The organism is Rhizorhabdus antheiae, assembly GCF_049889055.1.
In the GTDB taxonomy this organism is placed as follows: domain Bacteria; phylum Pseudomonadota; class Alphaproteobacteria; order Sphingomonadales; family Sphingomonadaceae; genus Rhizorhabdus.
Genome location: NZ_JBLTWO010000001.1, coordinates 124096 through 150977 on the forward strand (window position 1 = coordinate 124096; position 26882 = coordinate 150977).

Annotated in this window: 27 protein-coding genes; 11 read left to right on the top strand and 16 right to left on the bottom strand. The window is 66.3% G+C overall.

The features are described from left to right. Window positions 1-2: 2 nt before the first annotated feature. Genes ACNI3R_RS00505 through cyoA form a run of 5 tightly spaced genes read right to left on the bottom strand, consistent with a single transcriptional unit; the run spans window position 3 to window position 4954 of the window. Window positions 3-707, bottom strand: a complete 705-nt coding sequence (locus ACNI3R_RS00505; protein ID WP_426180227.1) for an SURF1 family protein — start codon at window positions 705-707, stop codon at window positions 3-5. A 2-nt stretch (window positions 708-709) separates the two neighbouring features. Further along, on the bottom strand, window positions 710-1099 hold the full coding sequence (gene cyoD / locus ACNI3R_RS00510) for a cytochrome o ubiquinol oxidase subunit IV (RefSeq protein WP_426179003.1): 390 nt from the start codon (window positions 1097-1099) through the stop codon (window positions 710-712). Further along, window positions 1096-1722, bottom strand: coding sequence for a cytochrome o ubiquinol oxidase subunit III (gene cyoC, locus ACNI3R_RS00515; RefSeq protein ID WP_426179005.1), 627 nt, complete (start codon window positions 1720-1722; stop codon window positions 1096-1098). The genes cyoD and cyoC overlap by 4 nt, the downstream gene beginning before the upstream one ends. 2 nt (window positions 1723-1724) lie before the next feature. Then, window positions 1725-3731, bottom strand: coding sequence for a cytochrome o ubiquinol oxidase subunit I (cyoB, locus tag ACNI3R_RS00520; RefSeq protein ID WP_426179007.1), 2007 nt, complete (start codon window positions 3729-3731; stop codon window positions 1725-1727). Between the two features lie 17 nt (window positions 3732-3748). Then, window positions 3749-4954: a ubiquinol oxidase subunit II gene (cyoA, locus tag ACNI3R_RS00525; protein WP_459112866.1), complete on the bottom strand. Its 1206-nt coding sequence runs from the start codon at window positions 4952-4954 to the stop codon at window positions 3749-3751. 163 nt (window positions 4955-5117) lie between these two features. Between cyoA and ACNI3R_RS00530 the strand changes: the two genes are divergently transcribed. The 4 genes from ACNI3R_RS00530 to ACNI3R_RS00545 all read left to right on the top strand — a co-directional run bounded on the left by ACNI3R_RS00530 (window position 5118) and on the right by ACNI3R_RS00545 (window position 11102). Continuing rightward, window positions 5118-6443, top strand: coding sequence for an MFS transporter (locus tag ACNI3R_RS00530; protein ID WP_426179008.1), 1326 nt, complete (start codon window positions 5118-5120; stop codon window positions 6441-6443). Window positions 6444-6697: 254 nt separating this feature from the next. Continuing rightward, window positions 6698-8956, top strand: a complete 2259-nt coding sequence (gene cofH, locus ACNI3R_RS00535; protein WP_426180229.1) for a 5-amino-6-(D-ribitylamino)uracil--L-tyrosine 4-hydroxyphenyl transferase CofH — start codon at window positions 6698-6700, stop codon at window positions 8954-8956. Then, entirely contained in the window at window positions 8953-9609 is a 657-nt protein-coding gene (gene npdG / locus ACNI3R_RS00540; protein ID WP_426179010.1) for an NADPH-dependent F420 reductase, read from the top strand. The genes cofH and npdG overlap by 4 nt, the downstream gene beginning before the upstream one ends. A 161-nt stretch (window positions 9610-9770) precedes the next feature. Next, window positions 9771-11102 (top strand): methyl-accepting chemotaxis protein, encoded by a 1332-nt coding sequence (locus ACNI3R_RS00545; RefSeq protein WP_426179012.1) that lies wholly within the window; start codon window positions 9771-9773, stop codon window positions 11100-11102. An 88-nt stretch (window positions 11103-11190) separates the two neighbouring features. Here the strand turns inward: ACNI3R_RS00545 and ACNI3R_RS00550 are convergent, their stop codons facing one another. Then, on the bottom strand, window positions 11191-11619 hold the full coding sequence (locus ACNI3R_RS00550) for a BLUF domain-containing protein (protein WP_426179014.1): 429 nt from the start codon (window positions 11617-11619) through the stop codon (window positions 11191-11193). Between the two features lie 121 nt (window positions 11620-11740). Here ACNI3R_RS00550 and ACNI3R_RS00555 point away from each other — a divergent pair, with 121 nt between their 5' ends. From ACNI3R_RS00555 to ACNI3R_RS00565, 3 genes are all read left to right on the top strand, one after another. Beyond that, on the top strand, window positions 11741-13555 hold the full coding sequence (locus ACNI3R_RS00555) for an ABCB family ABC transporter ATP-binding protein/permease (RefSeq protein ID WP_426179016.1): 1815 nt from the start codon (window positions 11741-11743) through the stop codon (window positions 13553-13555). Between the two features lie 80 nt (window positions 13556-13635). Then, a complete protein-coding gene (gene recQ / locus ACNI3R_RS00560) occupies window positions 13636-15402 on the top strand; it encodes a DNA helicase RecQ (RefSeq protein ID WP_426179018.1) in 1767 nt (588 codons plus the stop codon). 9 nt (window positions 15403-15411) lie between these two features. After that, the gene (locus tag ACNI3R_RS00565; RefSeq protein ID WP_426179020.1) at window positions 15412-15828 is read left to right on the top strand and encodes a protein tyrosine phosphatase family protein; all 417 of its coding nucleotides are present in this window, start codon (window positions 15412-15414) and stop codon (window positions 15826-15828) included. 21 nt (window positions 15829-15849) lie between these two features. Here the strand turns inward: ACNI3R_RS00565 and ACNI3R_RS00570 are convergent, their stop codons facing one another. From ACNI3R_RS00570 to ACNI3R_RS00605, 8 genes are all read right to left on the bottom strand, one after another. After that, window positions 15850-16542, bottom strand: a complete 693-nt coding sequence (locus ACNI3R_RS00570) for an endonuclease/exonuclease/phosphatase family protein (RefSeq protein ID WP_426179022.1) — start codon at window positions 16540-16542, stop codon at window positions 15850-15852. A 158-nt stretch (window positions 16543-16700) separates the two neighbouring features. Next, the gene (locus tag ACNI3R_RS00575) at window positions 16701-18125 is read right to left on the bottom strand and encodes an ammonium transporter (RefSeq protein ID WP_426179023.1); all 1425 of its coding nucleotides are present in this window, start codon (window positions 18123-18125) and stop codon (window positions 16701-16703) included. 14 nt (window positions 18126-18139) lie between these two features. Further along, window positions 18140-18478 (bottom strand): P-II family nitrogen regulator, encoded by a 339-nt coding sequence (locus tag ACNI3R_RS00580; RefSeq protein WP_056357155.1) that lies wholly within the window; start codon window positions 18476-18478, stop codon window positions 18140-18142. A 168-nt stretch (window positions 18479-18646) separates the two neighbouring features. After that, window positions 18647-19213, bottom strand: coding sequence for a DUF924 family protein (locus tag ACNI3R_RS00585; protein WP_426179025.1), 567 nt, complete (start codon window positions 19211-19213; stop codon window positions 18647-18649). Continuing rightward, window positions 19210-20043, bottom strand: coding sequence for a patatin-like phospholipase family protein (locus ACNI3R_RS00590; RefSeq protein ID WP_426179027.1), 834 nt, complete (start codon window positions 20041-20043; stop codon window positions 19210-19212). The genes ACNI3R_RS00585 and ACNI3R_RS00590 overlap by 4 nt, the downstream gene beginning before the upstream one ends. A gap of 19 nt (window positions 20044-20062) precedes the next feature. Continuing rightward, window positions 20063-21493: a metalloprotease TldD gene (gene tldD / locus ACNI3R_RS00595; RefSeq protein WP_426179029.1), complete on the bottom strand. Its 1431-nt coding sequence runs from the start codon at window positions 21491-21493 to the stop codon at window positions 20063-20065. Between the two features lie 85 nt (window positions 21494-21578). Further along, a complete protein-coding gene (locus ACNI3R_RS00600) occupies window positions 21579-21782 on the bottom strand; it encodes a zinc-finger domain-containing protein (RefSeq protein WP_426179031.1) in 204 nt (67 codons plus the stop codon). Window positions 21783-21843: 61 nt separating this feature from the next. Further along, window positions 21844-22161, bottom strand: coding sequence for a hypothetical protein (locus ACNI3R_RS00605; protein ID WP_426179032.1), 318 nt, complete (start codon window positions 22159-22161; stop codon window positions 21844-21846). Between the two features lie 34 nt (window positions 22162-22195). Here ACNI3R_RS00605 and ACNI3R_RS00610 point away from each other — a divergent pair, with 34 nt between their 5' ends. From ACNI3R_RS00610 to nadB, 4 genes are all read left to right on the top strand, one after another. Next, window positions 22196-22570, top strand: coding sequence for a reverse transcriptase-like protein (locus ACNI3R_RS00610; protein WP_426179033.1), 375 nt, complete (start codon window positions 22196-22198; stop codon window positions 22568-22570). A gap of 179 nt (window positions 22571-22749) precedes the next feature. Further along, window positions 22750-23034 carry an SPOR domain-containing protein gene (locus ACNI3R_RS00615; protein ID WP_426179035.1) on the top strand — a complete coding sequence of 95 codons (285 nt, stop codon included), beginning with the start codon at window positions 22750-22752 and terminating at the stop codon, window positions 23032-23034. A 256-nt stretch (window positions 23035-23290) separates the two neighbouring features. Continuing rightward, window positions 23291-24214, top strand: coding sequence for an ABC transporter ATP-binding protein (locus tag ACNI3R_RS00620; RefSeq protein WP_426179037.1), 924 nt, complete (start codon window positions 23291-23293; stop codon window positions 24212-24214). Next, entirely contained in the window at window positions 24207-25802 is a 1596-nt protein-coding gene (nadB, locus tag ACNI3R_RS00625) for an L-aspartate oxidase (protein WP_426179039.1), read from the top strand. Before ACNI3R_RS00620 ends, nadB begins: the two co-directional genes overlap by 8 nt. A gap of 9 nt (window positions 25803-25811) precedes the next feature. Here the strand turns inward: nadB and ACNI3R_RS00630 are convergent, their stop codons facing one another. Together ACNI3R_RS00630 and ACNI3R_RS00635 are read right to left on the bottom strand one after the other, a co-directional pair. Further along, on the bottom strand, window positions 25812-26336 hold the full coding sequence (locus ACNI3R_RS00630) for a YceD family protein (RefSeq protein WP_426179041.1): 525 nt from the start codon (window positions 26334-26336) through the stop codon (window positions 25812-25814). Beyond that, window positions 26333-26857 (bottom strand): ubiquinol-cytochrome C chaperone family protein, encoded by a 525-nt coding sequence (locus ACNI3R_RS00635; protein WP_426179042.1) that lies wholly within the window; start codon window positions 26855-26857, stop codon window positions 26333-26335. The genes ACNI3R_RS00630 and ACNI3R_RS00635 overlap by 4 nt, the downstream gene beginning before the upstream one ends. Window positions 26858-26882: the final 25 nt, after the last annotated feature.

Here is a 26882-nt window from a genome sequence, read left to right on the forward strand (position 1 = left end):
CTTCAGTCCGCCAGAGGGCGAACGGGGCGCGAAAGCCACCAGGCGCCAAAGGCGGACATCAGAGCCATGATGAACCAGGTGAGCGCATAGACAGCATGGTTATCCGAAAAGCGGATCACCGTCAGCCCACCCACTGGGCCATCTCCGCCAGGCAACCGCCCCGCGTCGACGAAATAGGGTGCGACCGGACCCAGCCTCGCCGCGCGGGCGATCGAAGCGACGTCGCGCGAATACCAGCGGCCGCCGGCCGGATCATTGGCGCGCAGGAAACCGCCCCCCGGCTCGGATGGCCGCAGCAGGCCGGTAAGAACAACCGCCCCGTTGGGTCTCCACCGCGCCCGATCCTTGTCGTCCTGCGCCACGAAGCCCCGGTTGACGAGGATCGCGAACCCATTGTCGGTATCGAACGGCGTCATCACCCAATAGCCGGCACCCAGATCGCTGACCGCGCGGACCAAGATGTCGGGACCGGGCCGATAGCGGCCCCTCGCCACAATGCGGAGATAGGCGAGGTCCGTCACGTCCGGAGACGTGAGTCTGCCCGGCGCGGGCGGCGCCACGGGAGCGGCATGGACCCGTCCCTCGACCGTCGCGATCAGCGCATGTTTCCAGGCGCGGCGCTGGACCTGCCAGACGCCCAGCCCCACGAAGACCAGCGCGAGCGCCAGCAGGACGAGCGCGGCGCCCGTCCGTGCCGGACGGCGCATCGTCACGGCATCTGGCTCATATCGTGCGGCATGGGCATCATATTGGCGTTGAGGTGGAACATCACCCAGAGCGATCCCGTCAGCATGATCACGACGAGGATCAGGGTGAAGACCAGCGCGGTCATCGTCCAACCGCCCTCCGACTTGCCGTTCATGTGCAGGAAGTAGACCATATGGACGACCATCTGCACGACCGCGAAGGCGACGATCAGCGCCGCCGTGACTCCCGCGGGAAAGGGCCGCGCCATGACCAGCCAGAAGGGGATGGCGGTCAGTATGACCGACAGCAGGAAGCCGATGACATAATCGCGCATCGTGCCATGGCCGCTGCCGCCATGGTCGCCATGGTGCGGGTCGGCATGGCCGTGGACGGAGCTGTGGTCGGCGCTCATCGCAGCATTCCCATGAGATAGACGAAGGTGAAGACGCCGATCCAGATGACGTCGAGGAAGTGCCAGAACAGGCTGAGGCACATCAGGCGGCGCTGGTTCGCCTGGATCAGGCCATAGCGCGACACCTGCACCATCAGCGTGACCAGCCAGATCGTACCGAAGGTGACGTGCAATCCATGCGTGCCGACCAGGGTGAAGAAGGCCGACAGGAAGGCGCTGCGCTGGGGCGTCGCCCCGATATGGATCAGGTGGTGGAACTCATAGAGCTCTATGCCGAGGAAGACCGCGCCGAACAGCCCGGTCACCGCCAGCCAGCCGAGCACCGCCTGCTTTGCGCCGCGTTGCATCGCCAGCATCGCGAAGCCATAGGTGATCGACGAGAAGAGCAGCATCGCGGTGTTCACCGCGACCAGCGGCAGATCGAACAGGTCTTTCGGGCCGGGGCCGGCCGCAAGATTGCCCCCGAGCACCGCATAGCAGGCGAACAGGATCGCGAAGATGAGGCAGTCGCTCATCAGGTAGATCCAGAAGCCCAGCATCGTGCTGTGGCCCTCGGGATGCGCATGCTCGTCGAGGTCGTAGAAGGACAGCGCTCCGGCGGAGGTCATGGCCTGGTTCTGCATGGTCACGCTCCCTGCGCGGCGAGCTGGCGCGTCCGCACCGCTTCGGCCGCCTCGACGGTCTCGACCGGAATGTAGAAGTCGCGCCGGTAGTTGAAGGTATGGACGATCGCGACCGTCAGCAGCGCGGCGAAGCTCAGCCCCGCGAGCCACCACATATACCAGATCAGGGCGAAGCCGCAGACCGCGCTGAGCCCCGCGAGGATGATGCCGGTGCCGGTGTTGCTCGGCATGTGTATCGCCCTGAAGCCGGTCACCGGGCGCTCCGCGCCGCGTGCCTTCATGTCGTACCAGGCGTCGAGCGAGTGGATCACCGGCGTGAACGCGAAATTATAGTCGGGCGGCGGCGAGCTGGTCGCCCATTCGAGCGTGCGGGCGTTCCAGGGGTCGCCGGTCTCGTCGCGCAGTTCCTCGCGCTTCCAGATGCTGACCGCGAACTGGACGAGCATGGCGCCGATGCCGGCGGCGATGATCACCGCGCCGATCGCCGCGATGACGAACCAGATCTGCAGCGAGGGATCGTCGAACACGCGCATCCGGCGGGTTACGCCCATCAGGCCGAGCACATAGAGCGGCATGAAGGCGAGCCAGAAGCCGACGACCCAGCACCAGAAGCTGATCTTGCCCCAGAACACGTCGAGCTTGAAGCCGAAGGCCTTGGGCCACCAGAAGTTGATCGCCGCGAACAGGCCGAACAGCACGCCGCCGATGATCACATTGTGGAAATGCGCGATCAGGAACAGCGAGTTGTGCAGCACGAAGTCGGCCGGCGGCACCGCCAGCAGCACGCCGGTCATGCCGCCCACGGTGAAGGTCACCATGAAGGCGATCGTCCACAGCATCGGCAGCTCGAAGCGGATCCGGCCGCGATACATGGTGAACAGCCAGTTGAAGAGCTTGGCGCCCGTCGGGATCGAGATCACCATCGTGGTGATACCGAAGAAGCTGTTGACGCTGGCACCCGATCCCATGGTGAAGAAGTGGTGCAGCCAGACGAGGTAGGACAGAATCGTGATGACGATCGTCGCGTAGACCATCGAGGTGTAACCAAACAGCTTCTTGCCCGAGAAGGTCGAGGTCACCTCGGAGAAGACGCCGAACAGCGGAAGGATCAGGATGTAGACCTCGGGGTGGCCCCAGATCCAGATCAGGTTCACGTACATCATCGGGCTGCCGCCGAAGTCGTTCGTGAAGAAATTGGTGCCGACATAACGGTCGAGGCTGAGCAGCGCGAGGACGGCGGTCAGCACCGGGAAGGACGCGACGATCAGCACGTTGGTGCACAGCGACGTCCAGGTGAACACCGGCATCTTCATCATCGTCATGCCCGGCGCGCGCATCTTGAGGATCGTGACGACCAGGTTGATGCCCGATAATGTCGTGCCGACGCCCGCTATCTGGAGCGCCCAGATATAATAATCGACGCCGCTCGCGGGGCTGTAGGCGATCCCCGACAGCGGAGGATAGGCGAGCCAGCCGGTCTGCGCGAACTCGCCCACGAACAGCGAGCACATGACCAGGCCCGCGCCCGCCGCCGTCATCCAGAAGCTGAAATTGTTGAGGAAGGGAAAGGACACATCGCGCGCGCCGATCTGCAGCGGCACGACATAGTTCATCAGGCCGGTGACGAAGGGCATCGCCACGAAGAAGATCATGATCACGCCATGGGCGGTGAAGATCTGGTCGTAATGATGGGCGTTGAGATAGCCCTCCGACCCGCCGAAGGCCATCGCCTGCTGGAGACGCATCATGATCGCGTCGGCGAAGCCGCGCAGGAACATGATCAGGCCGAGCACCATGTACATGATGCCGATCTTCTTATGGTCGACGCTGGTGAACCAGTCGCGCCACAGCCAGCCCCAGAGCCGGTAGCGGGTGATCAGGCCGAGCACCGCCGCGCCGCCAATCACCACCGCGACGAAGGTGGCGACGACGATCGGCTCGTGGAGCGGCAGGACGTCGAGCGACAGTCGCCCGAAGATCGGATCGATCGGAGTGGGAGCGGACGTCATATTCTCTTTCCCGGGGATCAGGACGCGCGCCGAGGCGCGGCAGGGGTGGTGTTGGCGGCGAGCGTCAGCAGCGGCGACGATGTACCCGGTCGGCTGAGACCGAAGCCCTTGAGCGGCGCGAGACTGGTCAGCCTGACCGCTTCCTCGGCAGGTTCGCGCGGCTTCATCGGTGCGCAGCTGGCCGCGACCATCATCGGCTGCGCCGTCGTCGCGAAGGGGACCGAGCCCCGGCCGGCGAACTTGTCATATTCGAGCGCACGGACATTGTGGATGCCGGCCAGCCCCATGCCGCCGCGCGCATCGATCGCCATCATGTCGCGCATGCACATCTTGCCGGGCTCGACGCAGAGATTGACGACGGCGTCGAACAGACCCTGCTCGACCGCTGCATAGCGCCGCACCGGCTCGCGCTCGCTGGGCCGCTCCAGCTTCAGATAGGTCGCCCGATCAAGGCGGGCAGGTGCCTTGCGCGCCGCTTCCGCCCAGGCCGCGAAACCCTGCTCGCTCAAGCCCTTCACGCGGAAGCGCATCGTCGAAAAGCCTGCGCCACTGTAATTGCCCGAAAAGCCCTTATAGGCGCCGGGCTTGTTGAGCACCGCGTGGAGCTTCGTCTCCATCGCCGGCATCGCGTAGATCTGCCCCGCAAGTGCCGGAACGTAGAAGCTGTTCATCACCGAAGAGGCCGAGATGCGGAAGCGGACTGGCCGATCGACCGGCAGCGCCAGCTCGTTGACCGTGGCGACGCCCTGCTCGGGATAGATGAACAGCCATTTCCAGTCGAGCGCCACCACCTGCACGTCGAGCGGCCGGACTTCGGCGGCGACGGGCTTACCCGGGGCGGTGCGCGAGATCGGCCGCCACGGGTCGAGCAGATGGGTGCCGACCCAGGTCAGCGCGCCGAGGCAGATGATGATCAGCAGCGGCGCCGACCAGATAACCAGTTCGAGGTGGGTCGAATGATCCCAGTCCGGCTCGTAGCGCGCTTCCTTGTTGGCCGCGCGATACTTCCAGGCGAAGAGCAGCGTCAGCGCGATCACCGGTACGATGATGAGCAGCATCAACAGGGTCGACATCACAACGAGCCGACCCTGTTGCATCGCAACATCGCCAGCGGGGTTGAGCACGACCATGTTGCACCCCGACAGGAGTGCCGCAGCGGAAACCAGCGGCAGACGCTTGGAAATCTGCCAGAGGGCGGTGAGTCGGCGCGATCGTTCGGACATGGCGCGCAGGTAGGACGCTACTGCTGCGACGCACATAGGACATTTTGTCCAATCCCTTTGATCAGGATCAATGACCGATAAGCCTATGTCCGGCGAAGCGATTCGCGGGAGCATGGACCATGGCCTGTTGGTGTCCGATGCCGGCACCCCGAGGAGTCGAAGGATGAGTGCGCAGTCGATCAACGGCACGACGGCGGAGCGCGACGCCCGCAGCTTGCACGAAGGCCATCACAAGGTGGCGCCGGGCGAAATTGCGATCGGCGTGGTCATCGGTCGCACCTCTGAATTCTTCGACTTCTTCGTCTACGCGATCGCGTCGGTACTCGTCTTTCCCAGCCTCGTTTTTCCCTACGCCGATGCCGTGACGGGCACGCTTTACTCTTTCGTCATCTTCGCGCTGGCCTTCGTCGCGCGACCGGTGGGCACGCTGATCTTCACCAATGTCGACCGCCTCTACGGGCGCGGCGCCAAGCTGACGATCGCGCTGTTCCTGCTCGGCGGATCGACGGCAGCCATCGCTTTCCTGCCGGGCTACGAGACGATCGGCCATGGCTCCGCTCTCCTCTTGGCGCTGTTCCGCATGGGCCAGGGCGTGGCGCTGGGTGGTTCGTGGGACGGCCTCGCTTCGCTGCTGGCGATCAACGCGCCCGAGAAGAAGCGCGGTTGGTATGCGATGCTCCCGCAGCTGGGCGCCCCGATCGGTCTGGTCGTGGCAAGCCTGCTGTTCACCTTCTTGATTGCGTCGCTGCCCGCGCAGGACTTCCTCGAATGGGGCTGGCGCTATCCCTTTTTCGTCGCCTTCGCGATCAATGTGGTGGCGCTGTTCGCCCGCCTGCGCATCGTCGTTACGCCCGAATATGACACGCTGTTCGAACACCGCGAACTTCAGCCGGCTCCACTGCTGGACACCGCACGCACCGAATGGCGGACGATCGCTATGGGCGCTTTCGCCCCGCTCGCCAGCTTCGCCATGTTCCATATGGTGACCGTCTTCCCGCTGTCCTGGGTTTTCCTGTTCACCGACGACAGCCCGACCCGCTTCCTGTTGATCGAGGCGATCGCCGCCTGCTTCGGTATCGCCGCCATCGTCGCCTCGGGCTATCTCTCCGACCGCTTCGGCCGCCGCACCGTGCTTGGCGCATCGGCCGCCGCGATCGCCGCGTTCAGCGGCTTCGCGCCGCAGCTGCTCGATGCGGGCGAGACCGGCGAGACGATCTTCATGTTGCTGGGCTTCATCCTGCTCGGCCTGTCCTTCGGCCAGTCTTCGGGTGCGCTGTCCTCGCGCTTCTCCCCGCGCCACCGCTATACGGGATCGGCGCTGACCTCGGACCTCGCCTGGCTGTTCGGCGCGGGCTTCGCGCCGCTTGCTGCTCTTGTTCTTGCGAGCCAGTTCGGCCTGATGTCGGCAGGCACCTATTTGCTGTCGGGCGCGGCCGCGACGCTCGTCGCCCTGTGGCTCAACCGCGATCTCGCCGAGACGATCGAGTAAGCTTCCACGGATATCGACGCAGGGCGACGATACCGCGCCCGCTCACCAGATGATCCCGCGCGCCGGTTCGCCCCGGCGCGCGGTTGACAAGACTTCCCACCCTCCCCCAGCACTGACCCAGCCACCGGAACGGCGCAAAAGCGCGGCTGGGGCACGGTCGAGCAAATATGGGCGAGGATGTGAGGAGCAGCAGCGAAGGCAGTGCCAGCGCAGCCGAGTGGGACGACCGCCTGACCGTCCTGCCGCTGGCGGAGATGATGGCGATGGCCGAGGCGGCCACGCTCGACGCCCATGGCCCGGTCGTCACCTATTCGCGCAAGGTCTTCATCCCGCTGACCCGGCTGTGCCGTGACGTCTGCCATTATTGCACCTTCGCCACGACGCCAGCCAAGGTCCGCACCCCCTATCTGAGCCCCGACGCGATCCGCGAGGTCGCCCGCGCCGGCGTCGCCGCCGGATGCCGGGAAGCGCTGTTCACGCTGGGCGACCGGCCCGAGGACCGCTATCCGGCGGCGCGCGATGCGCTGGCAGCGAACGGACATCTTTCGACGCTCGGCTACCTGCGCGACATGGCGGCGATGGTGCTGGCGGAAAGCGGACTGCTGCCGCATCTTAACCCCGGCCTGATGGACGCCGCCGACTATGCCGCGCTGCGCCCGGTCGCCGCATCGATGGGCCTGATGCTGGAAAGCAGCGCCGACCGGCTGTGCGAGCGCGGCGGTCCCCATTTCGGGTCGCCCGACAAACGCCCCGCCGCGCGCCTCGCCGCGATCGAAGAGGCCGGCAAGGCGTCCGTCCCCTTCACCACGGGGCTGCTGATCGGCATCGGCGAGACGCGGCGCGAACGGATCGAGACGCTGGTCGCGATCCGCGACCTCCATGCGCGCTACGGCCATATCCAGGAGGTGATCGTCCAGAATTTCCGGGCGAAGGCGGGCACCCGCATGGCCGGCCACCCGGAACCCTCGCTCGACGACCATCTCTGGACCATCGCCGCCGCGCGGCTGATCCTCGGCGGCGTGATGACGATCCAGGCACCGCCGAACCTGCACGACGAGGCCGCGCTCGCAGCCCTCGTTCAGGCGGGTGTCAACGACTGGGGCGGCGTGTCGCCGGTGACCCCCGATCATGTGAACCCCGAAAAGCCCTGGCCCCATCTCGACGCGCTGGCAGAGGCGACGTCGCGCGCCGGGCGGAGCCTGCGCGAGCGTCTGGCGATCGGCCCGCGCCATGCGCTCGACGTCGATCGCTGGGCCGATCCTGCGCTGGCACCCGGCATCCGTCGCGCCATCGACGGCCGGGGCCTGCCGCGCATCGAGGACTGGTCGCCCGGCACGGGGGAGACGCCGCCCGCCTTGCCGCCCGTCCAGCGCGGGCGCAGCCGGCGGATCGGCGGGGTGCTGAGCCGCGCGCTGTCCGGCGAAATGCTTGGGGAAGCCGACATCACCGCACTGTTCGGAGCTGAAGATGGCGATCTTCACGCGGTGCTCGCCACCGCCGACCAGCTGCGCCGGCAGGCGGTCGGCGAGACGGTGACCTATGTGGTCAACCGCAACATCAACTACACCAATATATGTCTATACAAATGCGGCTTCTGTGCCTTTTCCAAGGGTTCGACACGATCCAAGCGCGGGGCCGCCTATCGCCTCGACCTCGACGAGGTCGGTCGCCGTGCGGCGGAAGCCTGGGAGCGGGGGGCGACCGAAGTCTGCCTGCAGGGGGGCATCCACCCTGCCTTTGACGGGCAAACCTATATCGACATCGTCCGGGCGGTCCGCGCAGCGGCGCCCGATATCCACATCCACGCCTTCTCCCCGCTCGAGATCAGCCATGGCGCCGAGACGCTCGATCTGCCGGTGCAGGATTATCTGGCGCGGCTGCGCGCCGAGGGCCTGTCGACCCTGCCGGGCACGGCCGCCGAAATCCTCGACCCCGAGGTCCGCGCGATCCTCTGCCCGGACAAGCTGAGCGCCGACGCCTGGCTGGAGGTAATGCGCGCGGCCCATGGCGTCGGCCTGCGCAGCACCGCCACGATCATGTTCGGCCATGTCGATCGCTATGAGCATTGGGCGCGCCATCTGATCCGCGTCCGCGCACTGCAGACCGAGACCGGCGGCTTCACCGAATTCGTCCCCCTGCCCTTCGTGCACATGGAAGCGCCGATCTGGCGCAAGGGTCTCGCGCGGTCGGGGCCGACCTGGCGCGAGACGCTGCTGATGCACGCGATCGCGCGGATCGTTCTCCACCCGGTCATCCCCAACATCCAGGCGTCCTGGGTGAAGCTCGGCCCCGACGGCGTTCGCCAGTTGCTCGACTGTGGGGTGAACGATCTGGGCGGAGTCCTGATGGACGAGTCGATCACCCGCGCCGCGGGCGGGATCAATGGCCAATGCCTCGACCGCCAAGCGATGATCGCGCTCGCGCACTCTGCCGCACGCCCCATCGCGCAACGCACCACCTGCTACGACCGCGTCGAGGATCGGCGCACGGCATCCCTGGAGTATCTGCCATGACCATCACCCCATCGATCGCCATCATCGGCGGCACCGGGAAGCTCGGCGCGGCGATCGCCTATCGCCTTGGCCGTGCGGGCTATCGCGTGATTCTGGGCTCGCGCGACCCCGCCAAAGCTACCGCCACTGCCGGCGAGCTGGGCGTCGACGCAGCAGAAAGCAATGCCGCCGCCGCGACGGCGGCCGACATCGTGATCGTCACCGTCCCCTTCGCTGCCCAGGACGCGACGCTGGCCGAAATCGCGCCGCACGTGACGGGCAAGATCGTCGTCGACACGACCGTGCCGCTCGTTCCCCCGAAGGTCATGCGCGTGCAGATGCCGCCCGAAGGCAGTGCGGCCGTGCGCGCCGCCAGCCTGTTGGGCGAAGGCGTGCGCCTCGTGTCGGCCTTTCACAATGTCGCCGCGCACAAGCTGGCCTCCGATGCGGACATCGGCTGCGATGTGCTGGTATTCGGCGACGACAGGGACGCCCGCGGAGAGGTCGTCGCGCTGGCGGATGCGATGGGACTGCGCGGCCTCCACGCCGGCGCGCTGGTCAACTCGGCGGCGGCCGAGGCGATGACCTCGATCCTGATCTTCCTCAACAAGACCTATCGCGTCGATGGCGCGGGAATCAGGATCACGGGCGCGCTGACGCCACCGGGCGTCTGAAAGAACAGCGGAATTGCGTCCATTTTGGTGCGATTTCGCAATTTTTCTCGTAGAACTACGTATCTCCGAAAGGAAGCATTTACGACTTTGGTCTTAGATCGACCTGCCGTGTGACGGGGTGGGTTGTACGGCGTTCACGAAACGATCGCCGGAGATTTCTCATGATCCGTTGGTTCGCGAAGAACGCGCCCATCCGACAAAAATTCGATCTACTGACCTGTGCCTTCCTGATCTGCACCGCCGCAACGGGGCTGGCCGTGCTGCTGTTCGGTTCCACCCATCCCTTTGCAGCGATTGCGATCCTGGGCTTTGGAGCGGTCATTACGCTCGCAACGGGGCTCTCTGCCAAGGCGCTGATCTGCGACCCTTATGTCACGACCGTGGTTCGCATGGAGGGGCTGGCCGCAGGCGATCTCGCGCCCCCGATCGAGTTTCGCGATCATGGCGACTGTGTGGGCCGGATGGCGGCCGCCATGGAGATCTTCCGGGGCAATGCGGAGAATCTGCGCGCGTCCGATGAGCATATGCAGACCGTTGCCGAGGCGCAGCGCCATGTCGTCAAGGATGTCGGGGATTCGCTGCGCCGGCTGGCGGACGGCGATCTGCGCTGCCGGATCACCCGACGCTTCCCGCAGGAATTCGAGGCGCTGCGGGCCGATCTCAACAGGACGATCGACAGCCTCGCCGAGACGCTCGAGGCGCTGTCGTCGGCGAGCGACGGGGTGCGCACGGGATCGCAGGAGATCCGCCGTGCATCCGACGACCTGTCCTGCCGGACCGAGCGCCAGGCGGCGAGCCTGGAGGAGACGAGCGCCGCGCTGACCGAATTGTCGACCTCGGTGGCCCTATCGGCGGAAGAGGCGCGCAAGGCAGCCGCGCTGGTCGGGGACATTCAGAGCCAGGCAACCGAAAGCGAAGGCATCGTCCACGCCGCCACGGCGTCGATGAACGGAATCGAACGCTCGTCGCGCGAAATATCGGAGATCATCAGCGTCATCGAAGGCATCGCCTTCCAGACCAACCTGCTGGCGCTCAATGCCGGAGTCGAGGCGGCGCGTGCCGGCGAGACGGGCAAGGGCTTCGCAGTCGTCGCATCGGAGGTCCGCGCGCTGGCCCAGCGGTCCGCCGATGCGGCACAGGATATCGCCGCCAAGATCGTCGCCAGCTGCCGCGAGGTGAACGAAGGCGCCCGTCTGGTCGCACAGGCCGGCGACGCGCAGCAGAAGATCATCGCCAAGATCGGCGAAATTACCGCCGTCGTCCGGGCGATTGCCGAAACATCGGACGCGCAGGCCACCGGCCTGTCGGAGATCAATGTCGCGATGAACGAACTCGACCAGGTGACCCAGCAGAATGCCGCGATGGTCGAGGAAGCGACCGCTGCCGCCTATAGCCTGGGCCAGGAGGCCGATCAGCTGGCGCAGCAGATGGGACGCTTCACGATCGATAACCGCAACGCGCGATCAGATTTCAGGCTGCGGGAAGCGGCTTGAGATCGCCAGGTCGATCGGTTCTGACATGAAGAAGGGGCGGAGCCGGTCGCGGCTTCGCCCTTTTTCGTTACCCAATCGTGGTTTGCGGTCAGGCCGAGCCGCGCACCCGGGCGAAGCTGCGCAGCGTCGCCTTGATATTGGGGTCCTCGATCGCGTCGGTCAGCTGGTCGACCTGCTCGATCATCGACCCCGTACCCATGGTCGGCCCAACGAGCTGGCTCGCCATCGCCCAGGGGCCGAACTGGCGCTCACTCACCTCTGCGCGATTGAGCTGCACGACCGCACGATGGCGCGGATCGCCCTGAATTCTTTCATAAGTCCGCGCGACTTGATCTGCCGGCCCCTCCAGCGCCTGCAAAAAGCGCTTGCCGTCAAAGATCAGCAGGCCGCTCACTTCATCCGCCGCATTCCGGCGACGTGAGGTCTGCAAAATGGCCTCGGCGTCCGACAGCTCGAGGGTCGCCCGCGCCGTGCTGATATAAACCAATTGAAGAAACATATCGCCCTTTCGCGACATAGCGCGTCCGAATGCACATAATGCTATCGTGTTGCTTACCTTTGTGTGAAGTCGCTTTCCGCGCAAGATAGCGTGCGCGGCGGCCTTCCCTGATGCCCGTCGGGGCCCTATCTTCGCACTGATGCCTCCTGATCATTTTTCCGCCTCGACCGCCGCTCCCGAACAGGGATGGGCCACGCTGAAACGCTTCCTGCCCTATTTGTGGCCCAAGGACGCACCGATGCTGCGGCTGCGCGTCGTCATCGCCATGCTGATGGTGCTTGCGGCGAAGAGCGCCGTCCTGCTGATGCCCTTCGCCTATAAGGCGGTCGTCGACCGGATGGCGCCGGGGTTCGAGCCGGGCGTGATGATCGCGCTCGCGCTGGTTGCGGCCTATGCCGGTGCCCGCTTCGGTGGCGTGCTGTTCGACAATCTGCGCAACGCCATCTTCGAACTGGTCGGGCAGGATGCGGCCCGCCGGCTGTCGGTCGAGGTGTTCGGCCAGCTGCACCGCCTGTCGCTGCGCTATCATCTCGAACGGCGCACGGGCGCGCTGACCAAGATCGTCGAACGCGGGACGAAGAGCATCGACACGATGCTCTATTTCCTGCTGTTCAACATCGGCCCGACCATCTTCGAGCTGACTGCGGTCTGCCTGATTTTCTTCTTCAAATTCGGGATCGAGTTGGTCATCGCAACGCTGCTGGCAATCGCAGCCTATACCGTGTTCACCCAGAAGGTGACCGAATGGCGCGCGAAGATGCGGCGCGAGATGGTCGAGTCCGACACCCGCGCATCGGCGCGCGCAGTCGACTCGCTGCTGAATTACGAAACGGTCAAATATTTCAGCGCGGAACGCCGCGAGACCGAGAATTATGGCCGCGCCGTCGCGGCTTATGCGACGGCCGCGACGCGTAACGAGACATCGCTGGCGCTGCTCAACGTCGGCCAGGCGCTGATCACGAACCTGATGATGGCGGGCGCCATGGGCTATAGCGTCTATGGCTGGAGCCGGGGCTGGTTCTCGCCCGGCGACGTCGTCTTCGTGAACACGATCCTGATGCAGCTGTTCCGTCCGCTCGATCTGCTGGGCATGGTCTATCGGGAGATCCGGCAGGGTCTGATCGATATGGAGGCGATGTTCCGCCTGATCGACACCCCTGCCGAGGTGGTCGACCGGCCGGGCGCCCCCGCGCTGTCGGTGCAGGGCGGCATGGTGCGGTTCGACGACGTCCATTTCGCCTATGATCCCGAGCGACCGATCCTCAAGGGCATCGACCTGCGGATTCCGGCGGGCGGCACGCTCGCCGTCGTCGGGCCGTCGGGGGCGGGCAAGTCGACGCTCGCCCGGATCCTGTACCGCTTCTACGACATCAGCAGCGGCCGGGTGCTGATCGACGATCAGGACATCGCCGGCGTGACGCAGGAGTCGCTGCGTCGGGCAATCGGCATCGTCCCGCAGGACACCGTCCTGTTCAACGACACGATCGGCTATAATATCGGCTATGGCCGCGAGGGCGCGACCCAGGCGGAGATCGAGGCGGCGGCGCGCGGTGCCTCGATCCACGAGTTCATCCTGTCGCTTCCGAAGGGCTATGCCACCAAGGTCGGCGAGCGCGGGTTGAAGCTGTCCGGGGGCGAGAAGCAGCGCGTCGCCATCGCCCGGACCCTGCTCAAGAACCCGCCGATCCTGATCCTGGACGAGGCGACCAGCGCGCTCGACAGCCGCACCGAGGCCGACATCCAGTCGACGCTGCGCAATGTCGAACAGGGGCGGACCACGATCGTCATCGCCCACCGCCTGTCGACGATCGTCCATGCCGACGAAATCGTCGTGCTGGAGGCAGGCCAGATCGTCGAGCGCGGCACCCATGCCGATCTGATGGCGCGCGAAGGACTCTATGCGGAGATGTGGATGCGCCAGGCGAGCGAGTCCGAGGAGCGCGAGGCGGCCTGAGCCTGCCGCCCCGCGTGCCTATGCACAGAAATGCGCGACGCTGCCTTTGACCTGAGCCCATAGCCCACTAGAAGGCCGCCATGCCCACCCCCCTGGAAGCCCTGCAACAGACCTTCGGCTATGCGCAGTTCCGGGGACGCCAGGCCGATGTTATCGAGCGGGTCATGGCCGGGCTCGGCACGCTGGCGGTGATGCCGACCGGCGCGGGCAAGTCGCTGACCTATCAGATCCCCGCGCTCTGCCGGCCGGGCACCGGCCTCGTCATCTCGCCGCTGATCGCGCTGATGCACGATCAGGTGCGCTCGGCCGAAGCCGCCGGCATAAGGGCCGCCGCGCTCACATCGGCCGACGACAATCGCGACGAGACGATCGAACGGCTGCGCTCGGGTGCGCTCGACCTGCTCTATGTCGCACCCGAACGGGTGTCGTCCGACAGCTTTCGCCGGCTGATCGCGCAGATCCCGCTAGCACTGATCGCGATCGACGAAGCGCATTGCGTGTCCGAATGGGGCCACGACTTCCGGCCCGACTATCGCCTGCTGCGCGGCCTGCTCGATGCGCGCGCCGACGTGCCGCGCCTCGCGCTGACCGCGACCGCCGACCGGCACACCCGCGACGATATCTTGGCGCAACTGGGGATCGACCGCGACGGGCTGATCCTCGCCGGGTTCGACCGGCCCAATATCCGTTATGGCATCACCCCGCGCGACGGCGTGTCGCGACAGATCGCCGGTTTCATCGACGACAATCCCGGACCCGGCATCGTCTATGCCCCGACCCGCGACGCGACCGAGCGACTGGCGGCGCAGCTCTCTGCGGCCGGACGATCGGCGCGGGCCTATCATGCAGGGCTCGATCCCGCGATCCGCGCCGCCAATCAAAAGGCCTTCGTCGCGTCCGAAGACATGGTGATGGTCGCGACCGTCGCCTTCGGCATGGGGATCGACAAGCCCGACGTGCGCTTCGTCGCCCATGCCGGCCTGCCCAAGTCGATCGAGGCCTTTTATCAGGAGACCGGTCGCGCCGGCCGCGACGGCGAGCCCGCCGCAACCCAGCTCTTCTGGGGCGCCGAGGACTTCGCCCGCGCGCGCCGCCGGATCGAGACCGATGTCGAAGAGGGCCGCCGAGCCGGCGAACGGCAGCGGCTCAACGCCATGGCGATGCTGGTCGAGGCACCGACCTGTCGCCGCGCCATCCTGCTTGCCCATTTCGGCGAGGATCCGCCCGAGCGCTGCGGCAATTGCGACAATTGCCTGGCCCCGCCATCGGGGATCGACGCCACGGTGGTCGCGCAGAAGCTGCTCTCCGCCGCCTTCCGTACCGAGATGCGCTATGGCGTGACCCACCTCACCGACGTGCTCAGCGGGCGCGAGACCGAGAAGATCATGCTGGCCGGGCACAACCGGCTGTCGGTGTTCGGCATCGCCGACGAGGCCGAACTCAAGCTGATCAAGCCGGTCGCCCGAGCCTTGCTCGCGCGCGATGCGCTCCGCGCCGACGAATATGGCGGCCTGTCCTTCGGCCCGGCTGCCCGCGGCATATTGAAGGGCGAGGACAAGGTTCCGCTGGTGCTGCCGCCCGAGCGCAGCCGCAAGCGGCGCCAGCGCGGTGGCGAAGAACATCCGCACGATCCGCTGTTCGAAAAGCTGCGCGAACTGCGCCGCGACCTTGCCCGCGCGCAGGGCGTCCCGCCTTATGTCGTCTTCAATGACGCGACGCTGCGCGAGATGGCGGCGTTCCGCCCCGAGACTCTCTCTGGCCTCGGCCAGATATCGGGCGTAGGGGCGAAGAAGCTCGAGACCTATGGCGAGGATTTCCTTGCCGTCATTCGCACGTACCGGGAGTAGGAGACGGCCATGTTCCGCAAGATCGACGACAGCATTTCGGTCGCACCGCAGATCAGCGTCGAGGATGTCGAGGCCGCCGCGGCGCAGGGCTTCCGCATGGTGATCAACAACCGCCCCGAGCAGGAAGAGCCAGGCCAGCCTTCGGGCGAAGAAATCCGTGAGGCCGCCCGCGCCGCAGGGCTCGCTTATGTCGCGATCCCGATCACCCATGGCGGCTTTTCGCTCAATCAGGTCGAAGCGATGCGTGATGCGCTGGCGCAGGCCGGCGGGCCGGTGCTGGCCTATTGTCGGTCGGGCACGCGCTCGACCTTCGTCTGGGCGCTCGCGCGCGGGCTGGAAGGCGAGGATGCCGACGCGCTCGCCGCGAAGGCGGCCGCTGCCGGCTATGACATTTCCCCGATCAAGCCGCTGATCGGACCGCGCTGACCGCGCGACGCCAGCCGGCGGTCAGTCCGTCCAGTTGACCTTGGCCCAGACCGGCAGGTGATCCGACGCCAGCCGGGCACGCTCGCTGCTGTGCACGCCGCTCGCCACCAGATGCAGGTCGGGGGTCAGGATGATCCGGTCGAGGCAACCCACCGGTCGCCGGCTGTGATAGCTGCGGCCGAGCGGGACGACATGATGGCCATCGCCGAACTCGCGCATGCAGCCGCCGTTGAGCGACCATTCGTTGAGATCACCCATCAGCACCGTGGGCATGGCGGGTCGACTGCGGACCTGCTCGATCACGGCACGAACCTGGCGTCGGCGCCACAGGCCCGACAGATCGAGATGCATCCCGACGATGCGGAGTGGCTTGCCGCCGATCGATAGCTCGGCCAGCACCGCGCCGCGCGGCTCGAGTCGGGGAAGGTCGATCGGCGCATAGTCGACGATATCGACCGAATGGCGCACGAGAATGGCATTGCCATGCCAGCCGATCCCGCCGGGCCGGATGTCGAACGGGACCGCCTTATATTCGCCCTGCGCAATCAGATCGGTCGGCAGTGCGCTCTGCCGCGCGCCGAAGCGGCGGTCCGCCTCCTGCAGCGCGACGATGTCGGCGCTGACCTCGTGCAGCACATCGAGGATGCGGTCGGGGCGGCGGCGGCGGTCGGTACCGAGGCCCTTGCGGATATTGTAACTGGCGACTGTGATCATCTGTGGTCCGGATAGTAGGGGACCGGACCGGGGTCCGCACCGCGTGTTTGCACGGATAGAACAAAAAAAGGGCCGGAGGGTTGCCCCACCGGCCCAAGTGCGTTCGCAGGAGGAACGTCCGGAGGGGCCGCCGCTGCGGGCGGCCCCAATTCGTGAAATCAGTAGTTGTAGGCCCGCTCGCCATGTTCGGAGATGTCGAGACCTTCGACCTCGGCTTCGGGCGTCGGACGCAGACCGATGGTCTTGTCGATGGCGAAGAAGAGGATCGCGGAGACGATACCCGAGAAAGCGAGGGTCAGACCGACCGCCTTGGTCTGGGTGATGACCTGGGCGACCATGTCGTAGCTGCCGACAGCCGCCGGGAAGACGGTGTAGTCGAAGAAGCCTTGCCCACCGAGCGCCGGGTCTGCAACGACGCCGGTGCCGATCGCGCCGACGATGCCACCGATGCAGTGAATGCCGAACACGTCGAGCGTATCGTCATAGCCGAGCTTGTTCTTCACCGTGGTGACGAAGAAGAAGCAGACCACCGAAGCAAGAGCGCCGAGGATGATCGAGGTGACCGGAGCCGCGAAACCAGCAGCCGGAGTGATCGCGACGAGGCCGGCGACGGCACCCGATGCAGCACCCAGGAGCGACGGCTTGCCATGAACCAGCTGTTCGATCAGCGCCCAGGCCAGAGCCGCAGCAGCGGTGGCGACGAAGGTGTTGATGAAGGCGACGGCGGTAACGCCATTGGCTTCAAGGTTGGAGCCGGCGTTGAAGCCGAACCAGCCGACCCACAGCAGCGACGCGCCGATCATGGTCATGGTCAGCGAGTGCGGGGGCATCGGCTCCTTCTTGTAACCGATACGCTTGCCGAGAACGAGGCAGCCAGCCAGACCAGCGATACCCGCGTTGATGTGGACGACGGTGCCGCCAGCGAAGTCGAGCGCGCCCCAGCCCCAGATCAGGCCGTAGTCGGACGGCGCGTCAGGCAGGAAGTCCGGGCCCGCCCAATACCAGACCATGTGCGCCATCGGGAAATAGACGATGGTCAGCCACAGGACGGTGAAAAGCATCAACGGCCAGAATTTCACGCGTTCGGCGAAGGCGCCGACGATGAGAGCCGGCGTGATGCAGGCGAAGGTCATCTGGAAGATGACGAACACATATTCGGGCAGATAGAGGTTGTTGGAGAAGGTCGCAGCCATCGTGGTGCCGTCGACACCTTTGAGGAAGGCCTTCGAGAAGCCACCGAAGAAGTGGTTGTCACCGCCCGAGGTGAAGGCCATCGAATAGCCCCAGCCAACCCAGACGAGCGCGGCGACCGAGACGATCGCGAGAACCTGCATCAGGACCGACAGCATGTTCTTGGTGCGGACGAGGCCGCCATAGAACAGCGCGAGGGCGGGAACCGACATCATCAGCACGAGGGCCGAGGAGACGAGCATCCAGGAGACGTCGCCCTTGTTGACCATCGTGGCCATCTGTTCGGCGCTGGGCGCCTTGATCGGGCCTTCCTGGGCCCAGGCGGGCATCGCGGTCAGCGCGGTGACGGCGAGAGCGCCGAAACCGGTTGCGAGCTTATGGTGAAGCTTCATGTTTCCCCCTATTCTCAGAGCGCGACGTCGTCGGTCTCGCCAGTGCGGATGCGCACGGCCTGAGCGACGTCGAGGACGAAGATCTTGCCGTCGCCGATAGCGCCGGTGTTCGCGGACTGCTGGATCGCCTCGACGACCCGGCCCGCCAGGTCGTCGGTCGTGGCGACTTCGACCTTGATCTTCGGAACCATGTTGGTGCTGTACTCGGCCCCCCGGTAGATTTCGGTCTGACCCTTTTGCCGCCCGAAGCCCTTTACCTCGGTGACGGTCATACCCTGCACGCCAAGGCCCGACAGCGCCTCACGCACCTCGTCCAGCTTGAACGGCTTTATGATGGCAATGACGAGTTTCATTACGCCTCCCTCTGTTCAGCCCGACGTCTGCTTCGCAAAAGCCGTGCCAATTTCAGGAGACGCTGGATTCCTTGGAGAATCCTATCCGCAGGCCGGAGAGGGAACCAAACACAGCGCGAAGAGTTTGATCAATTGTTAAGCCCTGCCTGTTTTTTGGGCAGGCCAGGCCTACCAGTCCCTGCTCATTTCGATGGCACTTTCCTCGCCGGGGCGGTTCGGCCGGCCGAGCGCGGCGTTGCGCCCGGGGAAGCGGCCATAGCGCTCGACGATGTCATGATGCTTGTGGGCGAAGTCGAGCGAATTGGCATTGCCGAGCGCTGCGAACAGCGCGACCGAACGGCGCTGATCCTCGATCGCCTCGCTATGCATGAACGGCATGTAGAGGAAGCTGCGCTCGTCGGGCGTCAGCGCATCGTCGAGACCCCGGTCGACTGCCGATCTGGCGATCGCCAGCGCAAGCGGATCGGTCGAGAAGGCATCGGCATGCCCCCGGAACATGTTCCGCGAGAACTGGTCGAACAGTACCACCGCCGCCAGGGCCTCGCGCGGCGAGCCGAAAAAACTCTCGGGCGTATGGCTGCGCCAGGCCTCCCAGACATCACGGAAGCGTTCGATGATGGCGGCGTCGGTATCCGCAGAGCGCTGCCACCAGCGATCGGGCCCCACCTCGCGGAACCAGAAATCCAGGATTTCCGAGGTCAACGCGGCATCGTCCCGCTCGGCACTATCGTTCACGCCCTGCTGTCCCTCCACCCCGACCGGTCGACCAGCGCGCGGATCGCGTCCAGCTCCGCCTCGACCGTCCGCCGGCCGATCGCGATCAGTTCGTCGGCGCGGGTGAAGTCGTGGATCTCGACATGGCCCACCGGCAGGGTGAGCGCATGATCGGGCGGATCGAGGGCCAGCGAGTGGCGGGCAAGTTCGGCCATCAGCAACATCGTCGAGGCACGAACGACCGCCATGGACGGATGGTTGCGTGCGGGGCGCGCACGGATCGCGGTCGCGACCCGCCGACCATGGTAATCGCCCTGCAGATTGACCGAAACGATCGGCAGCCCCGGCGCGATCTGCCGTGCCGCCGCCACGGGCACCGGCATCACCACGCCGCCGTCGACAAGGAACTTCCCCTCATATTGGACGGGCCGGAACAGGCCGGGGATCGCGATCGATGCCATGATCGCCGGGGTCACCGGCCCCCGCTCGATGATCAGCGGTTCGCCCGCGACCAGATCGCAGGCCACGACAGCCGAAGGGATGAGCAGTTCCTGAAACTGCAGCCGCCCGAGATTCTGTTCAAGCTCGCGGAGGATGCCGCGTCCGCCCAACATCGCGCCGGGCCGGAAATGGATGTCGAGATAGGAGAGCACGCGCAGCCAGTTGGTCGAACGGGCGATCCGTTCGAGCGGATCCAGTCGCCCCGCCGCATAGCAGACGGCGGCAAGCGCGCCGATCGAAGTCCCCGCAATCGCCCGGATGGGAATGCGGTGCTCCTGCAACGCGCGGAGGACGCCGATATGCGCCCAGCCGAGCGCGGCGCCTCCGCCCAGTGCCAGCGCGATGCCCATGGTCGCGCCTATCGGTCCGTCAGGCCGCCGTGCCGCCGACGGTGAGCCCCGAGATCATGACCGTGGGCTGACCCACGCCTGCGGGGACCGACTGGCCGCCCTTGCCGCAGATGCCGACGCCCTCGTCCAGCGCCATGTCATTGCCGATCGCGGTGACCTTGGTCAGCACCGACGGGCCATCGCCGATCAGCGTCGCGCCCTTGATCGGCACGGTCAGCTTGCCATTCTCGATCTTGTACGCCTCGGTGCAGGAGAAGACGAACTTGCCGCTGGTGATGTCGACCTGCCCGCCGCCGAAGCTCTTCGCATAGATGCCGTTGCCGGCCCGCGCGATGATCTCCTGCGGGTCGTCCTGCCCGCCATACATGAAGGTGTTGGTCATGCGCGGCATCGGCGCATGGGCATAGCTTTCGCGCCGGCCATTGCCGGTCGGCGCGACGCCCATCAGGCGCGCGTTGAGGCGGTCATGGATATAGCCCTTCAGAATGCCGTCCTCGATCAGGACGTTGCACTGGGTCGGCGTGCCCTCGTCGTCGATCGTCAGCGATCCCCGGCGGTCGGCGATCGAGCCGTCGTCGACGACTGTGACGCCGGGCGCTGCGACCCGCTCGCCGATTCGACCGGAGAAAGCCGAGGTACCCTTGCGATTGAAATCACCTTCGAGGCCATGGCCGATCGCCTCATGCAGCAGCACCCCCGGCCAGCCGGGACCGCAGACGACGGTCATCTCGCCGGCGGGCGCGGCTACTGCGTCGAGATTGACGATCGCCTGCGACAGCGCCTCGTCGATCGCCCGGTTCCAGGTCGCCGGTTCGAACAGGCGATCGTAGAGATAGCGTCCGCCCAGGCCGAAAAAGCCGTTCTCACGACGGCCATTCTGCTCGACCACGATCGAGACATTGAGGCGGACCAGCGGGCGGACGTCGAAGGCGGTGAAGCCGTCGGGACGCACGATCTCGACCACGCTCCACGAGCCCGACAGGCCCACCGACACCTGCTGAACGCGCGGATCGCGGGCGCGCGCGGCGGCGTCGATCTGCTGGCACAGCTCGACCTTGCGGGCGAAGGGGATCAGGCCGAGGGGATCGTCGGCGGTGTAGAGGCTGCTGTTGGTGCGGCGGGGCGCAGGGGCGGGCACGGCGGTCGACGGGTCGAGCAGGGTCATCGTCTCGCCCGCCCGCAGGATCGCGGCCTCGCTCAGTTCATTGGCATGGGCGAAAGCGGTGGTCTCGCCCGAAACGCCACGCAGTCCGAAACCCGCCTGGGTATTGTAATCGGCGGTCTTCAGCCGGCCATCGTCGAAGCCGAAGCTCTCCGATGTCAGATATTGGAGATAGAGCTCCCCGTCGTCGCAGCCCTTGAGCGTCTGCGCGGTGAGCCGAAGCGCGGCATCGGGATCGAGCGCGTCGCGATAGAGGAAGTGGCGGGGGTCTGCGGGAAGGATCGTCATGCGCCCGATATAGGCGCTCCGGCGCGAAGCCCAATAGCGATTATTGGCGGTATCGCATCATGCGCGGTCAGCGACCGCGCGACGATCAGTGATGCGCCTCGCCGGCGCCTTCGAGCACGAAGCGACGATCGCAATAGCCGCAATCGGCATAACCGATCTCGGGATCGATCTCGATGAACACGCGCGGATGGCCGAGCGCCGCTCCGCCCGGAATGTCGCTGGCGCCGTCGCAGGCGACGCGCGTCTTGGTGACGGTGACGATTTCGGGATTCGGCGCCGGGATGCTCATGGCGGCCGATTAGCAAGCGTCGCGGCAGCGCGCAACGCGAAGAAATGCGTGAGCCGTCGTCTCAGTACCGAAAGCGGCTATTCTCGAACGATACCGCGATCTGGCCGGTCTCGCCGACCGGGGCGACCGCCGTACCGAACACGCCCCGGGCGCCGCCGGTGCCGACGAACATGCCGACCTGGCCGTGGACCTTGCCGACCACGCCGTTGACCGGAAGTTCGCCGGCGGGCCTTGGCTTCTGCGCCGCCGCATCGAGCAGCTTTTCCTTCTCGGCGGGACTCAGCGCGATCACCGTCTCCTCGGCCTGCGCGGCGGCACCCGCCAGCAACAGGGCGGCCAGCGCGAGGGCATGGCGGAGGGAGGCGCGATATGCTGTCATGATCTTGCGATGAACCCTGCCATGTGAAGCCCGTATGAACAAGCCGACCATCCTTTATTTCGACGGCGGCTGTCGTCCCAACCCCGGCCCGATGGAAAGCGCGACCGTGCTGCGCGGCGTGGCCGAGATTCGCACTGATCTTGGCCTGGGCGACAATGAGGATGCCGAATGGTCCGCCGCGCTGCATGCGCTCGAACGAGCCGGAGCGGCGGGGCTGTCGGATATCGTCCTGCTCGGAGACTCGCTCTCGGTGATCCGGCAAGCCGCAGGGAAGCAAGCGGCTCGCCGTCCCTGGCTGGCTCGCTTCCGCACTGAGGCGGCGGCGTTCGCCCGCGTCCGCCTGCGCCATATTGGTCGCAAGCAAAACCTGGCCGGCATCGCACTGGAGGCAATACGGCGCGGCTATTGACGAATTCGGCCCGGCCCGCGCCGGACTCGCACCGGCGCAACCCCGCCTGACATTGCCCCGCCCTCGCGCGTCTCGTCCAGCCCTTCGCCGACTTCTATCGCGCTTATGCCTACTACCGGCTGGCCCTCGCCGATTGGGAGAAGACGGGCCGGAGCGGTGCCGCCAAACCGGCGGCGCGCATGGCCTCGCTCTTTACCGCCGTCACGTCATCAGCCGGACCGCCCTGGAGCATCCAGTTGGGCGCCTATTCGGGCGACCGCGCCGCCCGCGACGCCTGGGCCCGCATCCGCCAGCGCATGACCGCTGCAAATGACTTTGCGCCCGATTATGAAGCCGTCCCCGCGAGCCCGCTGGTCCGCATCCGGATCGGCCCGATCACCGACCGCAACCAGGCGATCGCCCTGTGCGCAGCGGCCGCCGGCGCGGGGCTCGATTGCCTGCCGGTGGCACCGCGCATGGGGTGAGGGTTTCAGAGTCGGCGCTTGGGCCGCGCCTTCCCCTCCACCATGCTCCGCATGGTCCCCCTCCCCGTTCCGGGGAGGAACTGTTTGCGCTACCCAAGATCCTCCCCGGCACGGGGAGGGGAACCGTCCGCAGGACGGTGGAGGGGAATTCGGTGCGAGCGGAGGCGGAAGCAACATCCTCTTAACCAAGGCCAATCGTCACCCGTCCCTTCGTCTCCCTTTGCACCGGGGGCCGGCAGCCGCTATCTCCCCCGCCATGAACGAAGCGGCGATCAGCATCCGGGGCCTGTCGAAAATCTACAAGGGCGGCAAACAGGCCCTGTTCGACGTCGACCTCGACATTCCCCGCGGCCAGATATTCGGCCTGCTCGGTCCCAATGGGGCGGGCAAGTCGACCACGATCAACATCCTCGCCGGGCTGGTGAACAAGAGCGCGGGGCAGGTTTCGATCTGGGGCTTCGACATCGATGCGGACCCGCGCAACGCCAAGGCGTCGATCGGCATCGTCCCGCAGGAGATCGTGTTCGATCCCTTCTTCACCCCGCGCGAGACGCTGGAGAACACCGCAGGCTTCTACGGGATTCCCAAGGCGAAGCGGCATACCGACGCGCTGCTGCGCGCGGTGCATCTGCAAGACAAGGCCGATGCCTATGCGCGCTCGCTGTCGGGCGGCATGAAGCGACGGCTGCTCGTCGCCAAGGCGATGGTCCATTCGCCGCCGGTGCTGGTGCTCGACGAGCCGACGGCGGGCGTCGACGTCGAGCTGCGCCAGCAGCTGTGGGAATATGTGCGCGAACTCAACGCCGGGGGCGTGACGGTCGTGCTGACGACGCACTATCTCGAGGAAGCCGAGGAGCTGTGCGACCGGATCGCCATCATCAACCACGGGAAGGTGATCGCCAACGAACCGACCCGCGAGCTGGTCGGCAAGGCGCAGGAAAAGGCGGTGTCCGTCACCGTCGACCGCGACCTCGACGCGCCCCCCGAGGCAATCTGTTTCGAGAAGGTCGAGCTGAAGAACAGTCGCACGCTGGTGATCACCTATTCGAAGGACAAGGTGAACGCGGGCGAGGTGCTGGCGGCGGTCCAGCGCAATGGTCTCGGCATCGTCGACGTGTCCACGCAGGAGGCCGATCTGGAGGATGTGTTCCTCGCCCTGACGCGCGCGGCCAATGGCTGAGCATCAGTTCGACGTCATCGTCATCGGATCGGGTGCTGCGGGCCTGACCGCAGCGCTTAACCTGGCGGACCGTCACCGCGTCGGCGTGCTCGCCAAGGCGGGGATATCCGACGGCTCGACCGCCTGGGCGCAGGGCGGCATCGCGGCCGTGCTGGAGCAGGGCGACACGTTCGAATCGCATGTCGAGGATACGATCGTCGCGGGCGCGGGCCTCAACAACCGCGAGACGGTCGAGTTCGTCGTCGAAAATGCGCCGCTCGCGATCGAGAAGCTGGCGGCGCTGGGCGTCCCCTTCAACCCCGCCGAGCAGGGCCAGGAGGATCGCTGGCACCTGACCCGCGAGGGCGGGCACAGCCATCGCCGCATCGTCCACGTCAACGACGCCACCGGCCATGCGGTGCAGGTCGCGCTGGAAAAGGCCGCCGCCGCGCACCCGAACATCACCCTGTTCCCCGACCGCGCGGCGATCGACCTGATCACCAGCCGGCACGGCGAACGCTATTCGGGCGACGGCCATGTGTGGGGGGTCTATGCGCTCGACCGCAAGACCGGCGCGATCGAGAGCTTTACCGGGCGCGCCACCGTGCTGGCCTCGGGCGGCGCCAGCCGCGCCTATCTCTTCTCGACCTCGCCGCGTGGGGCAACCGGCGACGGCATCGCCATGGCGTGGCGCGCGGGCTGCCGCGTGTCGAACATGGAGTTCATGCAGTTCCACCCGACCTGCCTGTACAATCTTGAGGTCAAGAATTTCCTGATCACCGAGGCGATGCGCGGCGAAGGCGGGCAGCTCAAGCTGCCGACCAACGGTCGACGCTTCATGCCACGCTTCGACCGTCGCGCCGAACTCGCCCCGCGCGACATCGTCGCCCGCGCGATCGACCATGAGATCAAGCGGCTCGGCCTCGACTATGTCCATCTCGACATCAGCCACAAGCCGGCCGAGTTCATCACCGGGCATTTCCCGACGATCCACGCCAAGCTGCTGGGCCTGGGCATCGACATCACCCGCGACCCGATCCCGATCGTGCCCGCCGCGCATTATACCTGCGGCGGCGTGCTGGTGGACCTTGACGGCCGAACCGACCTGCCCGGCCTTTATGCCGCAGGCGAGGTGACCCAGTCAGGGCTGCACGGCGCGAACCGCCTCGCCTCCAATTCGCTGCTCGAATGCTTCGTGTTCGGCGATGCGGCCGCCGAGCATATCAAGGCGCATTTCGACGAGATGCCTGCGCCCCCGGCGATCCGTCCCTGGGACGAGAGCCGCGTGACGGACTCCGACGAAGAGGTCATCGTGCAGCACAATTGGCGCGAGATCCGCCGCTTCATGTGGGATTATGTCGGCATCGTCCGCACCACCAAGCGGCTTGAGCGCGCGCAGCATCGCGTCGCCCTGCTGCGGCAGGAAGTCGCCGAATATTACGGCAATTTCCGCGTCACGCCCGACCTGATCGAGCTGCGCAACCTGGTCGACGTCGCCGACCTGATCGTGCGGTCGGCGCTCCACCGCAAGGAGAGCCGGGGCCTGCACTATACGCTCGACTATCCCGACATGCTCGACGAGGCGAAGGACACGATCCTCGTTCCGTGACGGCGTCTCTTAGCCGAGCTTGTCCTTGAGCGCCTTCAACGCGGCGAAGGGACCGCTGACGACCTCGTCCTCCGACAGCACGCCAGCCTCGCGCAGCACCGCGTCGGCACCCTCGCTGCGGGGGAAGGGATCGAGGCTGAGCATCATCGTCTCGGCCACCGCCTCGCCCAGATCGATGCTGCCGCCCGCATAGTCGACCACGTCGCAATCCTCGGCGTCGAGCTCGATCTCCTCCTCGCCACCCTCGCCTTCGGGCACGAAGCGCAGCGTGAAGGCCTCATCGACGGTCGAGGGCACCGGCTCGCCCGTGGCGACGCAGGCCTGGGCGACCACCGCCTTGATCCGCCCCTCGGCAAAGACCCGCTCGCCTTCGCGGCGCAGCGTCGCGGTTGCCGACAGCGTGTCCAGCGAAACCAGCCCGAAACGCTCGACCAGCGCCGCGCGCTCGGCGGATTCGGCAGCGATCTCCACCGCGCGGTCGCCATCGCCCAGCGTGTCGATCCGGAAGGGGCGGCTGAACTCGACCGCACTCATGCGGCAATGCCTCGTGCGACGAGGTCGTCCCAAGCGGTCGCATCCATCCGCGCATGGAGCGCGCGCAGCGCATCGGCCGCCTCGGCAGGCCGCGCTTCGGGGCCCGGCTCCCCGCGCCACAGATTGCGGACCAGCGCCTCGATAAGCGCCTCACGGTCGGCCATGCCCTGGCGATAGGCGAGCAGCCGGCCGCCCATCGCCGAGACCATCTTGCCGAGGTGCTTGCCGACGATCACGTCGCCAATGCCGATCTGGCGGACCTGCCCTTCCATATCCTCGATGAACAATTCGGTGAGCAACGCGGAAATCTCCCCCGCCTTGTCGCCTTCGCACTCGGCGCGCAGCAGCAGCAGCGAAAACAGCGCCGCGACCATATCGAACCGGCCGTCGAGCGTGTCCGGTACGCCATAGTCGGCATACCAGACCGGGCGGCGCGCCTCGGCGACGGCGGAGCTGTACAGGGGGATCAGCGCCTCGCGCGGATCGGGGCCGATGCCGAAGAGGGATTTCAAAAAGCGCACGTCATGTCCTCGCGACCGTTCACCG

What these genes read in the sequence shown, in the direction of transcription:
- ACNI3R_RS00530 (WP_426179008.1), top strand. Translation starts at nt 5,118, where the DNA reads ATGAGTGCGCAGTCGATCAACGGCACGACGGCGGAGCGCGACGCCCGC.
- tldD (WP_426179029.1), bottom strand. Translation starts at nt 21,493, where the DNA reads ATGACGATCCTTCCCGCAGACCCCCGCCACTTCCTCTATCGCGACGCG.
- ACNI3R_RS00620 (WP_426179037.1), top strand. Translation starts at nt 23,291, where the DNA reads ATGAACGAAGCGGCGATCAGCATCCGGGGCCTGTCGAAAATCTACAAG.
- ACNI3R_RS00580 (WP_056357155.1), bottom strand. Translation starts at nt 18,478, where the DNA reads ATGAAACTCGTCATTGCCATCATAAAGCCGTTCAAGCTGGACGAGGTG.
- ACNI3R_RS00600 (WP_426179031.1), bottom strand. Translation starts at nt 21,782, where the DNA reads ATGAGCATCCCGGCGCCGAATCCCGAAATCGTCACCGTCACCAAGACG.
- cyoC (WP_426179005.1), bottom strand. Translation starts at nt 1,722, where the DNA reads ATGCAGAACCAGGCCATGACCTCCGCCGGAGCGCTGTCCTTCTACGAC.
- cofH (WP_426180229.1), top strand. Translation starts at nt 6,698, where the DNA reads ATGATGGCGATGGCCGAGGCGGCCACGCTCGACGCCCATGGCCCGGTC.
- nadB (WP_426179039.1), top strand. Translation starts at nt 24,207, where the DNA reads ATGGCTGAGCATCAGTTCGACGTCATCGTCATCGGATCGGGTGCTGCG.
- ACNI3R_RS00610 (WP_426179033.1), top strand. Translation starts at nt 22,196, where the DNA reads ATGAACAAGCCGACCATCCTTTATTTCGACGGCGGCTGTCGTCCCAAC.
- cyoD (WP_426179003.1), bottom strand. Translation starts at nt 1,099, where the DNA reads ATGAGCGCCGACCACAGCTCCGTCCACGGCCATGCCGACCCGCACCAT.
- recQ (WP_426179018.1), top strand. Translation starts at nt 13,636, where the DNA reads ATGCCCACCCCCCTGGAAGCCCTGCAACAGACCTTCGGCTATGCGCAG.
- ACNI3R_RS00570 (WP_426179022.1), bottom strand. Translation starts at nt 16,542, where the DNA reads ATGATCACAGTCGCCAGTTACAATATCCGCAAGGGCCTCGGTACCGAC.
- cyoB (WP_426179007.1), bottom strand. Translation starts at nt 3,731, where the DNA reads ATGACGTCCGCTCCCACTCCGATCGATCCGATCTTCGGGCGACTGTCG.
- ACNI3R_RS00590 (WP_426179027.1), bottom strand. Translation starts at nt 20,043, where the DNA reads ATGGGCATCGCGCTGGCACTGGGCGGAGGCGCCGCGCTCGGCTGGGCG.
- ACNI3R_RS00575 (WP_426179023.1), bottom strand. Translation starts at nt 18,125, where the DNA reads ATGAAGCTTCACCATAAGCTCGCAACCGGTTTCGGCGCTCTCGCCGTC.
- ACNI3R_RS00605 (WP_426179032.1), bottom strand. Translation starts at nt 22,161, where the DNA reads ATGACAGCATATCGCGCCTCCCTCCGCCATGCCCTCGCGCTGGCCGCC.
- cyoA (WP_459112866.1), bottom strand. Translation starts at nt 4,954, where the DNA reads ATGTCCGAACGATCGCGCCGACTCACCGCCCTCTGGCAGATTTCCAAG.
- npdG (WP_426179010.1), top strand. Translation starts at nt 8,953, where the DNA reads ATGACCATCACCCCATCGATCGCCATCATCGGCGGCACCGGGAAGCTC.
- ACNI3R_RS00545 (WP_426179012.1), top strand. Translation starts at nt 9,771, where the DNA reads ATGATCCGTTGGTTCGCGAAGAACGCGCCCATCCGACAAAAATTCGAT.
- ACNI3R_RS00630 (WP_426179041.1), bottom strand. Translation starts at nt 26,336, where the DNA reads ATGAGTGCGGTCGAGTTCAGCCGCCCCTTCCGGATCGACACGCTGGGC.
- ACNI3R_RS00615 (WP_426179035.1), top strand. Translation starts at nt 22,750, where the DNA reads ATGGCCTCGCTCTTTACCGCCGTCACGTCATCAGCCGGACCGCCCTGG.
- ACNI3R_RS00555 (WP_426179016.1), top strand. Translation starts at nt 11,741, where the DNA reads ATGCCTCCTGATCATTTTTCCGCCTCGACCGCCGCTCCCGAACAGGGA.
- ACNI3R_RS00550 (WP_426179014.1), bottom strand. Translation starts at nt 11,619, where the DNA reads ATGTCGCGAAAGGGCGATATGTTTCTTCAATTGGTTTATATCAGCACG.
- ACNI3R_RS00505 (WP_426180227.1), bottom strand. Translation starts at nt 707, where the DNA reads ATGCGCCGTCCGGCACGGACGGGCGCCGCGCTCGTCCTGCTGGCGCTC.
- ACNI3R_RS00565 (WP_426179020.1), top strand. Translation starts at nt 15,412, where the DNA reads ATGTTCCGCAAGATCGACGACAGCATTTCGGTCGCACCGCAGATCAGC.